Below are 12,711 nucleotides of genomic sequence, written 5' to 3'. Positions count from 1 at the left end.
CTCCCAACTACCTCGCGTAAGGCTGCCAGTTGATAGACGGGTCGGGAGCAGTCCAGCCGGGGCTTTGCACGGTGGGCAGGGCCCAGCCGTTCTGGCCGCCGAACAGATCCTGGGGCTGCACGCCCAGCGTAAAGATGTTCTGCAAGAGGGTGGGGCTCGGGTACGGACCGGTATTGCCCACGATATCGGCTGGTGAGCCGGCCGCGCAGCAGATGTAGTACCACACCAACTGGTCGTAGCTGCTGTCGACCACGTATTTTACCATCATGGCCGAGCTTGGCGCATGAGGCTTGGCGGCTACCGGGGGCCGGGCCGTAAACAGGATTTCGCCCTGCAGAAGCTGCCAGGCGGCGGGCATCAGGGCTTGGTACAGGTAAAGCTGCATCACGGGAGCCAGCCCTTCCAGGGTTTGGCCGGTCATGTTGTCGGGCCAGGTCCAGATGCCCTGGGCTATGGCCTGCCCGGCCGCGCTGAGCTTGCCCCAGTCCTGCACGATGACGGTTTGCTCGTCGCCCTGGGCCTTGGTCGTTTCGGCAATAGCATAAGCCAGGGCCGTAGCCAGGTTGGAGTAAGCCACTGTCAGGGCGCCCTGCGCACCGTTGGGGCTATATTTCTGCTGGGTATACGTTGACGCCGCCATCAGGCCCGAGCCAATCAGGGAAACGACCAGGCCGTAGGGCGGCGGAAACAGGCTGCCGATTCGCGTCACTAGGGTCGAGAAGAGCGAATCGAGTACCACCGTCACCTTCGAAGGCCCCTGGGCCTGCACCGTGAGTCCGACGGCCGCCGCTACGCCCTGCAGCTGGTCCGACTGCATCGTAGATAATAACCCCGTCATCTTACCCAGCTGCGTATACAGGTTGTTGACGGCCTGCACGTACGTCAGCTCCGTCATAATCTGGGTTTTAACCATCTGCCAGTCGGCGGCCGATACATTCGTGGGGGCGGCCATGGTAGCCACGGTCAGCTGCCAGCTGGATAGCGTCGCTATACCGTTGCTATACTGCGCCCTAATGCCCCCCGGCGTGGTAATGCTCAGCGCCGTGGAAATATCGTTGTAAGCCGTCTGCTGGTCGGGCGTAAAGGCGGGCCAGGGCACGGCAGGCAAATCGAGAATGCCCAAAGCCACCGGAAAGATGCCGATTTGCGTACCGCTCAGCCCCGCCACGTAAGCACTCATGCGCGAGGCCGCCGTCCAGGAGGAAGCCCCTACCACCGACGACACATCCATAACTTTGACCGTGCCATCGGCCAGCAGCACCGCCAGGGCAGTGCTGGTCAGAAACCACAGGGTGCCGTCGGCGCAGGCGGCCAGCCATTGCCCCGTGGTGCCGGCCAGACTGGGCAGCGGCGTCCACCCGGTGGCGGCAGTCCAGGTGTAAGCCATGGGCGGCTGCCCGTTCAGCGAGGCCAACCCGACAATCAGCCCGGCGGAGCCCACCGAAATACTGTTGAACTTCAGCCCGGGGGCAGGTACGGCGGCAAACTGCGAATCGGTGGCAGAATATGCGTAAGTAAGCCCGTTGCTATCCAACGCCCACAGGGTGCCATCTACCGCAGCCGTTACCTGAGCGGGCGTTGCTCCATCGGGCAGCGCCGGCAGCTGCTCCACCGCGCCCTGGGCACTAAGGCAGCCAATCCAGGTAGCGGAGCCGGCCACGATTACGTAAAGCGCGTCGGCCGATACGGCCGCTACACTCACTACCGTATCGGGGGTAGTATAGACGGGCTGCAGAGTGGCGGCCGCGAAGTTGTAGGTCAGGATCTGACGCCCGCCGCTATCCGTCTGGTTTACCAGCCAGAGCGTTCCATCGGCCGCCACCGACATCAGCTCTAAATCAAGTCCTATTACCCCGGTAAACGGAGTGCCGACGCCGCTGCTCAGGGCAATGCCGGGCGGAGTGGCCGCCGAGGGCGGGGGCACCGAGTTGCCGGCTCCCAGCTCGGGCAGCAGCGGTTTGGGCCCCGATACGGCGACGTGGTGCGGGCCAGACGAAGCCCCGGAGGCGAAGGTGGCAGCAGAAGCTGCCGCAGAAAGTGGGGTTAACGGAGTCATTGGATAGAATAAGGCAGGAATAATGACTGGATACAGCCGGGTACGAGCATTAAATAAAGAAATATTACCCCGGATACCTACTGCCTCGCGCTTCTGTTTACCAGTGCCCCTTGCTTGGTATAAGCCGGCTACCGGCAGTGGCGGCTTACCTCGGACTTGGCCAAAGCCATAACAACAAAAAGCCCCGCCGGACGAATCCAGCGGGGCTTTCTCTATGCTAAAACCTTTCTACAAAATCACCGATTGCACCGTAGCCTTGGCAGCTACTTTGCCGTGCATTTCGCGCACGGCGGCGGCAATACCGGCGGCATCGAAGCCGCACTCTTTGTAGAGTTCATCTTGGGTGCCGTGCTCTACTACACGGTCCGGAATGCCGAGGCGCTTCATGGGTACCGAGTAGCCGTGGTCGGCCATAAATTCCAGGATGGCCGCGCCGAAGCCGCCCTGCAGGCAGCCGTCTTCCACGGTTACAATGGCTTTGTACTTGCTCAGGGCGGCGGCCAGCATTTCCTCATCGAGGGGCTTGGCAAAGCGCATATCGAAGTGGCCCACGCTCAGGCCTTCGGCGGCCAGCTGCGCGGTAGCCTTCACGGCGTAATTGCCGATGTGGCCGATGCTGAGAATAGCCACACCCTCGCCTTCGCGCACCACGCGGCCGGTACCCACGGCAATTTTCTTGAACGGCATGCGCCACTCGGGCATTACACCTTCGCCGCGCGGGTAGCGGATGCTGAACGGCCCCATATCGGGCAGCTGGGCGGTATACATCAGGTTGCGCAATTCTTCTTCGTTCATGGGGGCCGATACCACCATGTTCGGAATGCAGCGCATGAAGGCAATATCGTAGCAGCCGTGGTGGGTGGGGCCGTCGGCACCGGCAAAACCGGCCCGGTCGAGGCAGAATACCACGTTCAGGTTCTGCAGAGCCACATCGTGCAGCACCTGGTCGTAGGCCCGCTGCATGAACGACGAGTAGATGTTGCAGAACGGCACCAGGCCCTGGGTAGCGAGGCCAGCCGAGAAAACCACCGCGTGCTGCTCGGCAATGCCCACGTCGAAGGCCCTATCGGGCATAGCCTTCATCATGATGTTCAGCGAGCAGCCCGACGGCATGGCGGGCGTCACGCCTATCACCTTGTCGTTTTCCTTGGCCAGCTCCACCATCGTGTGGCCGAATACGTCCTGGTACTTGGGCGGCTGCGGCTGGTCGTAGGTTTTCTTGTGAATCTCGCCCGTAATCTTGTCGAACAAACCGGGTGCGTGCCACAGCGTCTGGTCTTTTTCGGCCAGCGCATAGCCTTTGCCCTTGGTCGTTACGCAGTGCAGAATTTTGGGGCCAGGAATGTGCTTCAGATCCTCCAGTATCGTGGCCAAGTGCTGCACATCATGCCCATCCACGGGGCCGAAATAGCGGAAGTTCAAGGCCTCGAACAGGTTGCTCTGCTTCATGAGCGTGGCCTTCATGGCCGATTCTACCTTGCGGGCAATCTGCTGGGGGTTGGGACCAAACTTGCTGAGTTTGCCCAGCACGTTCCACAGCTCGTCGCGCACCTTGTTGTAGGTGCGGGAGGTGGTAATGTCGGTCAGGTATTCTTTAAGCGCGCCCACGTTGGGGTCGATGCTCATGCAGTTGTCGTTGAGGATAACCAGCAGGTTGGAGTTAGCCACCCCGGCGTGGTTGAGGGCCTCGAAGGCCATACCGGCCGTCATGGCTCCGTCGCCGATTACGGCAATGTGCTGCCGGTCCTTTTCGCCCTTGTAGTCGGAAGCCACGGCCATACCCAGGGCCGCACCGATGCTGGTGCTGCTGTGGCCTACGCCGAAAGCATCGTACTCACTCTCCTTGCGCTTAGGGAAACCCGACATGCCGCCATAGCGCCGGTTTGTGGGGAACCGGTCGCGCCGGCCGGTCAGAATCTTATGCCCGTAAGCCTGGTGGCCCACATCCCACACCAGTTGGTCGTAGGGGGTGTTGAAGACGTAATGCAGGGCTACCGTGAGTTCCACTACGCCCAGCGAGGCCCCGAAATGGCCGCCGTAGATGGAAACGGAATCGATAATGAACTGTCGAAGCTCCTGGCTGACTTGCACCAGTTGGTCTTCACTGAGCTTTTTTAGGTCGTCGGGCGAGTTTATAGCCGCCAGCAATTCACCGGGTTCGACAATCATCTTCGAAGAGGGGCAAGGAGGAGAGGTTCAGCAAGGCAACAGACAGAGGAGCCTAAAGGTTAACCCATTCAGATTGTTCACTACCTGTAACACGCAAAGGTACGACTTTTCACTGCTTGCGGTTGTAGCCCAAGGCGGTGGTCATTCCAGAGCTCCTCCGGCCGGAAATGCCGCTGCCCCGTGCTACCAATAATGGCAGCACGGGGCAGGGCAAAATAGCAGCAGAACAGCTTATTCGCAGAGTACGGGCACGTCCACGTAGCCGTAAGGGTTCTGGTCGGTACCGTCGCCGTGGATGATCTTGTAGACGCCATCCAGCAGGGTCAGTTGCTTGTATTCGTCGGCTATCAACCCGCCTTTTTCCTGCGTGATAACCGTGCCCCCATCGGTCAGGTCGAAATCGTCGCCTTCGTTGATGTTTTTCTGCTCACTGGTAAAAATGATGCGCATCGTGCCGATGTGGGTTTCGGGGTCTACTTTCACCGGAGCGCTCAGGAAGCCCGTGCCCTGGCCCGCTACCGGATACTGCGCAATCTTCGAGGGGTCGAAGCCAAACTTGATGGAGCAAATACCCCGGCCGCCACAGCCCGTACCCCGGCCAAAGTGCATTTCGAAGGTGATGCCCCACCGCAATTCAGTGCCGGGCACCGGGTTGATGATGGGCTGCCCATCCTTGATGTTGCTGCTGACGGGCTTAGCGGCCAAACCGTTGGGCTGTACTGGGCTGTTTTCGCAGCTCATAGCCGTGAATACCAGACCGACCATGGCGAGAAACTTAACTGAATTACGCATAATAATGAGAGTTAGGTAGATGATTGAGGATTGATAAATAAGAGAAAGTCAGAATGTATAGAATCAACAGAATGTATATTCAGAGCTACTCGCAGAGTACGGGCACGTCCACGTAGCCGTAGGGGTTCTGGTCGGTACCGTCGCCGTGAATAATCTTGTAGACGCCCTGCAAGAGGGTATACTGAGCGTACTCATCACCCAACATACCGGCCTTTTCGAGGCTCAGCACCGTGCCACCCTCGGGCAGCTCAAACTCATCAGTGGTATCGATATTTTTCTGCTCACTGGTAAAGATGATGCGCATGGTACCGACATTGGTTTCAGGGTTGATGTTCACCGGAGCGCTGAAGAAGCCCGTGCCCTGCCCGGCCACCGGAAACTCCATAATCCGGCTGAACGTCAAGCGGATCTTCACGTAACACACGCCGCCACCGTGACAGTCGGAGCCGCGGCCGAAGGCCATGCCCAAACCGAATCCGGGCCTCTGCAGATTGCCCGGCACCGGATTGATAATAGGGTCGCCGTACTTGATGGCTGCCCCAACGGGCTGGGTGGCCACGGGAGCCGGCTGAATGGCTGTTTCCTCACAGCTCAGGGCGGCAAATACCAGCCCCAGCAGGGCTAAGGTTTTAATGGAGTTGAGCATAACAATGGCAGTTAATATGGATGATTAAACGATTCTACAATTGACTTCTCCGGCAGTAAATCCTTATAAGTAAGGTTGTTGTCGGATTGGTTGATTAAAAGTGTAAAAAGTCAGACCGGCCTGAAAAAATAATACACCAATCGGGGAATTGCCGGTATCAACTTGGGCGGTGGGTGGCCCAACCTTGCGGCCCGGCTGTTGGTAGCCATAAGAATGTCTATTTTTGTCTACCACCCTCTCGCACGCCCATGCCGCTTACCCAGCAGAACAACCAGGAACAGCAGCTGCTCGACAAGCTCAAACCCTCGCGCATCGTGCTGCCGGTTCTCATTGGCCTGAGCGTGGTGGGGTTCATGTTCTGGCGCAGCTACCGCCCCGGCGACCTGGCCCCGCTGGCTAATGCCCAGCTGCACTGGCTGCTTATCACGCTGGCCGTGCTCGTAGCCCGCGACCTGGGCTACATCTACCGCATCCGCCACATTTCGGAGCGGGTGCTGAGCTGGCGCCAAAGCCTGGACGTGATTATGATCTGGGAATTTGCCTCCTGCGTGCTACCCTCAGCCGTGGGCGGTACGGCCGTAGCGTCGTTCATTCTGAATAAAGAGGGCATTTCGCTGGGCAAGTCGCTGGCCTACGTGATGGTTACGGCCCTGCTCGACAACCTCTACTATGTAGTGACGGTGCCGCTGGTAGTATGGCTGGCTGGCGACGCACTCTATCCGCACGAGGCGTTGCAGGGCGGCTTGGTGACAACGCTGAAAGTAACGTTTGTGGTCAGCTACGTGCTCGTTACGCTGTATGCGCTACTCATGCTGTATGCCATTTTCGTCAACCCTGAGTCGGTGAAGCGGCTGCTGGTGCGGCTCTTCTCTATCCGGGGGCTGCGGCGCTGGCGGCCCAAAGCCTACCAGCACGGCAACGAAATGGTGTGGGCCTCGGCCCAGCTGCGCGGCAACGGAATCGGCTACTGGCTGCGCGCCATCGGCTCCACGTTCTTCGTCTGGACGGCCCGCTACCTGGTTATCGGCTGCATTATTGCGGCATTTGTACACGTAAGCTGGGACGAGTTTCTGCTGATTTTCGGTCGCAACCTTACCTACAAGGTTATCCTGCTGCTAGCCATTACGCCCGGCGGCGCGGGCATTGCCGAAGGCGCTTTCCCTACTTTTTTCGGCAAGTTTATCGGCACCCCCACCATGACCAACTTCGTGGTCCTACTTTACCGCATCGTCACGTATTACCTCTATTTGGTGTTGGGCGCGTTCTTTCTGCCGCGCTGGGTGGCCCGGGTGTTTAGCAAACCCCAGTCCCCAGCTTCCCACTAGCTGCAGGCAGTATTTTTTACCCATAAAAAAAAGCCTTTGCGCTCAGTGCGCAAGGGCTTTTTTTTATGAGAGAAACCGGGTAAGAGTTACTCCTTCTCGAGGCGCAGCTCGGCACCATCGGCGCTTTTCAGGGTGAGTTTATCATCGGTGAGCGTTACCACGTCGAAGCTGTTGCTGGTGGCGGCTCCGTCGGGCGTCAGCGCGATTTTCTTACCGGCCTGGTCGAAGCTATACTTACCGTTTACAGTACCGGCGGGTGAAGCCATGTTGTACTGGCCGTTGGCGAAAAACGTGATACGCTCATCTTCCTGGGTATCCGTTTGCTTCACTTTGTCGCCGGCAGAGCTCAGCTCTTTGTCGGTTTTCCAGACTTTGCTCTCGGTGCCGTAGAGCATATTGACGCCTTCAACTTTGCCTTCCTTGCTGCCGCAGGCAGACAAAAACAGGACTACGAGCGTCATCAGGCTAGCCAGCAGACGGAAGGAAGTGGGGAGATTTTTCATAGGAAAGAAGGGTTTTGGAGGGAGAACAAAAACAGCGCATGGGCCAAATAGCGGCCAGCGCTGCGGTTCTTACGCGCCTTGGGCTAAAGAGTTAAGGTAATTGCGGCTGAGCTTTGGGCGCTACAACCTATTTACCGCCAAGGCGTAAGAAGCCCATATACCGTGGCCATCAGGCACATGCGGTACTTTCCACTCCCCACCTTAACCGACACACAATCATGGGACTGTTCGATTTCCTCAGCAATAAAGGCGAAGAAAAACCAGTAGAGCCAGCCGCGAAGCCCGCCGCCGGTGGCACCGATTTTTTTGGTAACAATGCTCCCACCACCGCGCAACCTACTGCCGCAAAAGGCGACTCTTATACTGTGGTAAGTGGCGATTCGCTCTCCAAAATTGCCAAGCACCACTACGGTGACGCCTCCAAGTGGCACCAGATTTACGAAGCTAACAAAGCCATTATCGGCAGCAATCCTGACCATATCGAAGTGGGTCAGCAGTTAACGTTACCTACTATTTAGGTCCTTTTTTGCAGAAAAAGGTTGGAAACGCCGTCCGAGCTTCGGGCGGCGTTTTTTCTTGGCCTTTTTCCAGAAATCATAAAAAACATTGTCCTGGATTTGGTCTTTTCAATTCCAGCTGTACATTTGCAGTCACCAATCCGGTACTCTCCCATTAACGGTGGGGCAGTTTGAAAGAATTTATACAGAAGCGGCGAGAGAACAGGCTCCCTGACCCGCTGGCAACCTTCATCCAATGAAAGGTGCCAATTCCTGCCCGCCCGGCATTGGTCCGGCGGGAGCTATAAGTCGAGTACCATGGAAAACGCACCTTCTTCCGTCTTGTTTGCCCCATCCGCTTCAGCCGCCTTCGCGCCGGCTGAATTGCCGATGGGTTTTCGTGTTTCTGCCGTTTGGGCCGCTGCTTTGCCAGCCCAGCGAATGCGAATGTGCTGTTGGAAACAGTGTTGTTGCTGTTGCTAGCCCGCTAGGCGCCTAGCTTCTCCCCATCCCTCCTTCTTTTTTCCGGCTACGCCACCGTCTGCGGCCACTCGTTGGCACGTTTCGTCGCAGGGTTTAGCCTGGCTCCGACGCAGCTTTACGCAAGCTCCGGAAGCCGCCCGGGCTGCAATCCTCTGCAACGCAACCCACTGAAAACCTGAAACTTCATTCCAAGAAACTTCCTAATCCAGCTTCATCATGTCCACGCAAGCCCTGCAATTCGAGACCCTGCAACTCCACGCCGGCCAGCAGCCCGACCCTACCACCGGTGCCCGCGCCGTGCCGCTGTACCAAACTACTTCCTACGTGTTCAAGAATGCCGAACACGGGGCCAACCTATTTGCGCTGAAGGAGTTTGGCAACATCTACACCCGGCTGATGAACCCAACTACCGACGTGTTTGAGCAGCGCGTGGCGGCTCTGGAAGGCGGCGTAGCGGCTCTGGCTACGGGCTCGGGGCAGGCAGCGCAGTTCATTGCGTTGAACAACATTCTGCAGGCCGGCGACAATTTCGTGAGCGGCTCGCACTTGTACGGTGGCACTTACAACCAGTTTAAAGTGGCTTTCAAGCGCCTGGGCATCGAAGTACGCTTTGCCGACAGCGACAATCCGGCCAGCTTCGAAGCGCTGATTGACGAAAAAACCAAAGCCCTGTACCTTGAAACCATCGGCAACCCGAGCTTCAGCGTGCCGGACTTCGAAAAGATTGCCGCCATTGCCGAAAAGCACGATTTGCCGCTGGTAGTCGACAATACTTTCGGGGCGGGCGGCTACCTGTTCCGCCCTTTGGAGCACGGTGCCCACATCGTGGTGGAATCGGCCACGAAGTGGATTGGCGGCCACGGCACCAGCATCGGCGGCGTGATTGTGGACGGCGGCAAGTACGACTTCGGCAACGGCAAGTTTCCGCAGTTTACGGAGCCTTCCGAAGGCTACCACGGCCTGATTTTCAACGACGTATTCGGCAAAGACGGCCCGTTTGGCAACATTGCCTTCATCATCCGGGCCCGGGTAGAAGGCCTGCGCGACTTCGGTCCTTCCATCAGCCCCTTCAACTCCTGGCAGCTGCTCATCGGCCTCGAAACCCTGAGCCTGCGCGTAGACCGCACCGTGGAAAACGCCCTGCGCGTGGCTACTTGGCTTGAGCAGCATCCACAGGTGGAAAGTGTAAATTATCCGGGTCTGAAGAGCAGCCCCTATAACGCGCTGGCCCAGAAATACCTCAAGCGCGGCTTCGGCGGCGTACTGACTTTCAGCATCAAGGGAAGCAAGGAAACGGCTACTCAGTTTATCGACAACCTGAAGCTGGTAAGCCATTTGGCCAACGTGGGCGACGCCAAAACGCTGATTATTCAGCCCTCGGCTACCACGCACCAGCAGTTGTCGGAAGAGGAGCAGCGCGCCGCCGGTGTTACGCCCACCTCGCTGCGCCTGTCGGTAGGCATTGAACATTTCGACGATATCCGTGCGGATCTGGCCCAGGCTTTTGATGCCGTGCGCAACGCGGCTCCGCTGAGTTCGGCTGATGACGAGAACGAAACGGCGCCCCAGCCAGAAGTAGAACACGCTGCCCCGCTGGAGGTCTAAAGTAGAGAGGAGACTCGGTTGGCAGCCCGTATGGTTGCCAATCAGCTCCAGCCACGGCAGCACTGAGAATGGCAGGGTGAGGAGTTGTGAGAGAGGAATCATCCTGACCATTCCGCAATAGCCCGGGTTGGGCCGGCGCCAGCCACCAAACTTCATTGGGTGGGACTGATGTAGAGGGCCGGCAAACCGGCTCAGCCCGCGTGCTATTGTATTGATATCAAAGCCTGGCAGCCTCAAACGCGGCTGACCAGCGGAAATAACCTTTAGAGGAATGACTGATTTACGGCTTTTGAGCCTCCCGGCGGGACTCGCGCTTGAAAACGGCGCGACGCTGGCCCCGGTGCAGATAGCCTATAAAACCTTTGGCACCCTGAATGCCGCCCGCGACAATGTGGTGTGGGTGTGCCACGCCCTAACGGCCAATGCCGACGTGCTCAGCTGGTGGGCCGGCCTGTTTGGCTCCGGCGACTATTTCGACCCGGCCGACTGGTTTATCGTGTGCGCCAACATCGTGGGCTCGTGCTACGGCAGCACCGGCCCGCTGACGGCCGCCGACAACCAGGCACCGCTGTACCACCAGTTTCCGCTGGTCACGATTCGGGATATGGTGGCGGCTCACGAGGCGCTGCGGCAGGAATTGGAGCTGACCAAGATTCATACGCTAATTGGCGGCTCGCTGGGCGGGCAGCAGGCCCTGGAATGGGCTATTCTGCGGCCCGAGGTGTTTGTGCACCTGGTAGTATTGGCTACCAACGCGCTGCACTCCCCCTGGGGCATTGCCTTCAACGAGGCGCAGCGGCTGGCCATTTTCGCCGATGCCACCTACCACCAGGGCACGCCCACTGGCGGGCAGCAGGGCCTGAAAGCAGCCCGAGCCACGGCCCTGCTCAGCTACCGCAGCTACGACGCCTACGGCCGCACCCAAGCCGAAGCCGACCCCGACCGGCTCGACGATTTCCGGGCCAGCTCCTACCAGCAGCACCAGGGTGACAAGCTCGTGGCCCGCTTCAATGCCTACAGCTACGTGGCTTTGTCGCGCACGATGGACACCCACAACGTGGGCCGGGGCCGAGCCAGTGCCGCCGAGGCCCTGGCTGGCATCCGGGCCCGCACGCTGGTGCTCAGCATCAGCTCCGACGTGCTGTTTCCGCCCGTGGAGCAGCAGTTTCTGGCCCGGCACATTCCGGGTGCTACCTACGCCGAAATGGACTCCCAGTTCGGCCACGACGGTTTCCTGATTGAAACCGCCCAAATCACGCAGCTTCTCGAACGATTTTATGTCTCGACCTTCGTCCACTAACCTGGCCGTATCGGCTATTGCGGCTTCTCTGGTTACTCCGGCCGCACCCCTGCGCATTGGCCTCATCGGCTTTGGCTGCGTGGGCCAGGGCCTTTATGATATACTACAGCACTTGCCCGGCTTCGGGGCTGAGGTGCGCCGCATTGCGGTAAAAAACCCCGACAAACCCCGTTCTCTGCCCAAGGAAGCCTTCAGTTTTCATGCCGATGAGTTGCTGCAGGATCGGGAGCTGGACGTGCTGGTGGAGGTAATCGACGATGCGGCTGAAGCTTTCCGGCTGGTGAGTGCGGCCTTGTGCCAGGGCCGGCAGGTAGTTACGGCCAACAAAGCCATGGTGTCGCAGCACCTGCCCGAGCTGGTAGCATTGCAGCGCGAGTTTGGCGGTACGCTGCTCTACGAAGCCGCCGTGTGCGGCAGCATTCCGGTTATCCGGACCTTGGACGCCTATTTCGGGCAAGAGCCGTTGCGTAGCGTGAGCGGTATTTTCAACGGCTCGTCTAACTACGTGCTGACGCGCATGGGCGAGGACGGCTCGGAATATGCCGGCGCACTGGTCGAGGCGCAGCATAAGGGCTTCGCCGAAACCGACCCCACGCTGGATATGGCCGCTTTCGACCCGCGCTCCAAGGCTGTGATTCTGGCGGCCCATGCCTACGGAGTGCTGTTGCAGCCCGAGCAGGTGCTGAATCTGGGCATCGAAAACGTGAGTGCCACCGATATTGGCTACGCGGCCGTGGCCAACCAGAAAATAAAGGTCGTAGCCGGCCTCTACCTGCTACCCGACAACCAGCTGACGGTGTTTGTGACGCCCCAGTTTGTGGACCGCAAGTCGCCGCTCTACACCGTCGACGACGAGTTCAACGGCGTGGTTATCGAGGCTGAATACGCTGGTACGCAGTTTCTACGGGGCCGGGGCGCCGGCGGGCACCCTACCGGCTCGGCCGTGCTGGCCGACCTGGCGGCGCTGCGCAGCAGCTTCCGCTACGCCTACCCTAAGCTGGCTGCACCCACGCTGGCTTACACCACCGACCTGGAAATCGAAATCTACCTGCGCACAGATGATGAGCTGATTCTCGACCAGTTGGGCTTCACCGACATTACGGAGGAAGCCGATGAGGACGGCTATATCGTGGGCTTCGTGCCGCTCGATGCACTGCTGCAGCACCGCGACCGGCTGCGCAAAGCCGGGGCCTTCGTTGCCCGCACCGGCAACGTGCGCCCCGCCACCCACGCCACCGACGCGCTGGAACTAGCCGAGGCCGAATAACTTTACCACGCCCTATTCCGCAACAAAAACCCTCCTACCAGCACGGCAGGAGGGTTTTCAATTTCTAG

The 12,711-nt window shown here is 59.0% G+C and carries 10 protein-coding genes and 1 riboswitch; of the genes, 5 read left to right on the top strand and 5 right to left on the bottom strand.

The genetic code is table 11. From position 1 onward, the window contains the following. Nucleotides 1-7 precede the first annotated feature (7 nt). From LGH74_RS03015 to LGH74_RS03000, 4 genes are all read right to left on the bottom strand, one after another. On the bottom strand, nucleotides 8-2,056 hold the full coding sequence (locus tag LGH74_RS03015) for an NHL repeat-containing protein (RefSeq protein ID WP_226171713.1): 2,049 nt from the start codon (nucleotides 2,054-2,056) through the stop codon (nucleotides 8-10). A 228-nt stretch (nucleotides 2,057-2,284) separates the two neighbouring features. Continuing rightward, complete coding sequence (dxs, locus tag LGH74_RS03010) at nucleotides 2,285-4,225, bottom strand: 1-deoxy-D-xylulose-5-phosphate synthase (protein ID WP_226171708.1); 1,941 nt, start codon at nucleotides 4,223-4,225, stop codon at nucleotides 2,285-2,287. A gap of 231 nt (nucleotides 4,226-4,456) precedes the next feature. Further along, a complete protein-coding gene (locus LGH74_RS03005) occupies nucleotides 4,457-5,017 on the bottom strand; it encodes a hypothetical protein (RefSeq protein ID WP_226171706.1) in 561 nt (186 codons plus the stop codon). A gap of 85 nt (nucleotides 5,018-5,102) precedes the next feature. Continuing rightward, entirely contained in the window at nucleotides 5,103-5,663 is a 561-nt protein-coding gene (locus LGH74_RS03000) for a hypothetical protein (RefSeq protein ID WP_226171704.1), read from the bottom strand. Between the two features lie 248 nt (nucleotides 5,664-5,911). Between LGH74_RS03000 and LGH74_RS02995 the strand changes: the two genes are divergently transcribed. After that, entirely contained in the window at nucleotides 5,912-6,988 is a 1,077-nt protein-coding gene (locus LGH74_RS02995) for a lysylphosphatidylglycerol synthase transmembrane domain-containing protein (protein WP_226171702.1), read from the top strand. 86 nt (nucleotides 6,989-7,074) lie between these two features. On the opposite strand, the gene LGH74_RS02990 is transcribed toward LGH74_RS02995, so the two are convergent. Further along, a complete protein-coding gene (locus LGH74_RS02990; RefSeq protein WP_226171700.1) occupies nucleotides 7,075-7,491 on the bottom strand; it encodes a hypothetical protein in 417 nt (138 codons plus the stop codon). A gap of 218 nt (nucleotides 7,492-7,709) precedes the next feature. Here LGH74_RS02990 and LGH74_RS02985 point away from each other — a divergent pair, with 218 nt between their 5' ends. The 4 genes from LGH74_RS02985 (at nucleotide 7,710) to LGH74_RS02970 (ending at nucleotide 12,643) form a co-directional block, all read left to right on the top strand. Then, complete coding sequence (locus LGH74_RS02985) at nucleotides 7,710-8,009, top strand: LysM peptidoglycan-binding domain-containing protein (protein WP_226171698.1); 300 nt, start codon at nucleotides 7,710-7,712, stop codon at nucleotides 8,007-8,009. Nucleotides 8,010-8,186: 177 nt separating this feature from the next. Further along, nucleotides 8,187-8,299: riboswitch (SAM riboswitch) on the top strand. A 388-nt stretch (nucleotides 8,300-8,687) separates the two neighbouring features. After that, nucleotides 8,688-10,076 (top strand): O-acetylhomoserine aminocarboxypropyltransferase/cysteine synthase family protein, encoded by a 1,389-nt coding sequence (locus tag LGH74_RS02980; protein ID WP_226171696.1) that lies wholly within the window; start codon nucleotides 8,688-8,690, stop codon nucleotides 10,074-10,076. Between the two features lie 271 nt (nucleotides 10,077-10,347). Beyond that, complete coding sequence (locus tag LGH74_RS02975; protein WP_226171694.1) at nucleotides 10,348-11,376, top strand: homoserine O-acetyltransferase family protein; 1,029 nt, start codon at nucleotides 10,348-10,350, stop codon at nucleotides 11,374-11,376. Next, nucleotides 11,354-12,643 (top strand): homoserine dehydrogenase, encoded by a 1,290-nt coding sequence (locus LGH74_RS02970; RefSeq protein ID WP_226171692.1) that lies wholly within the window; start codon nucleotides 11,354-11,356, stop codon nucleotides 12,641-12,643. The genes LGH74_RS02975 and LGH74_RS02970 overlap by 23 nt, the downstream gene beginning before the upstream one ends. Nucleotides 12,644-12,711: the final 68 nt, after the last annotated feature.

It is taken from the genome of Hymenobacter lucidus (assembly GCF_020447265.1).
Taxonomy (GTDB): domain Bacteria; phylum Bacteroidota; class Bacteroidia; order Cytophagales; family Hymenobacteraceae; genus Hymenobacter; species Hymenobacter lucidus.
Note: the sequence above shows the minus strand (reverse complement) of the source record. Positions and strands in the feature narration are given on the sequence as shown.

Bases quoted from the DNA above. Each gene is read 5' to 3' on its own strand.
- LGH74_RS02975 (WP_226171694.1), top strand. From the start codon at position 10,348: ATGACTGATTTACGGCTTTTGAGCCTCCCGGCGGGACTCGCGCTTGAA.
- LGH74_RS02980 (WP_226171696.1), top strand. From the start codon at position 8,688: ATGTCCACGCAAGCCCTGCAATTCGAGACCCTGCAACTCCACGCCGGC.
- LGH74_RS03005 (WP_226171706.1), bottom strand. From the start codon at position 5,017: ATGCGTAATTCAGTTAAGTTTCTCGCCATGGTCGGTCTGGTATTCACG.
- LGH74_RS03015 (WP_226171713.1), bottom strand. From the start codon at position 2,056: ATGACTCCGTTAACCCCACTTTCTGCGGCAGCTTCTGCTGCCACCTTC.
- LGH74_RS02995 (WP_226171702.1), top strand. From the start codon at position 5,912: ATGCCGCTTACCCAGCAGAACAACCAGGAACAGCAGCTGCTCGACAAG.
- LGH74_RS02990 (WP_226171700.1), bottom strand. From the start codon at position 7,491: ATGAAAAATCTCCCCACTTCCTTCCGTCTGCTGGCTAGCCTGATGACG.
- dxs (WP_226171708.1), bottom strand. From the start codon at position 4,225: ATGATTGTCGAACCCGGTGAATTGCTGGCGGCTATAAACTCGCCCGAC.
- LGH74_RS02970 (WP_226171692.1), top strand. From the start codon at position 11,354: ATGTCTCGACCTTCGTCCACTAACCTGGCCGTATCGGCTATTGCGGCT.
- LGH74_RS02985 (WP_226171698.1), top strand. From the start codon at position 7,710: ATGGGACTGTTCGATTTCCTCAGCAATAAAGGCGAAGAAAAACCAGTA.
- LGH74_RS03000 (WP_226171704.1), bottom strand. From the start codon at position 5,663: ATGCTCAACTCCATTAAAACCTTAGCCCTGCTGGGGCTGGTATTTGCC.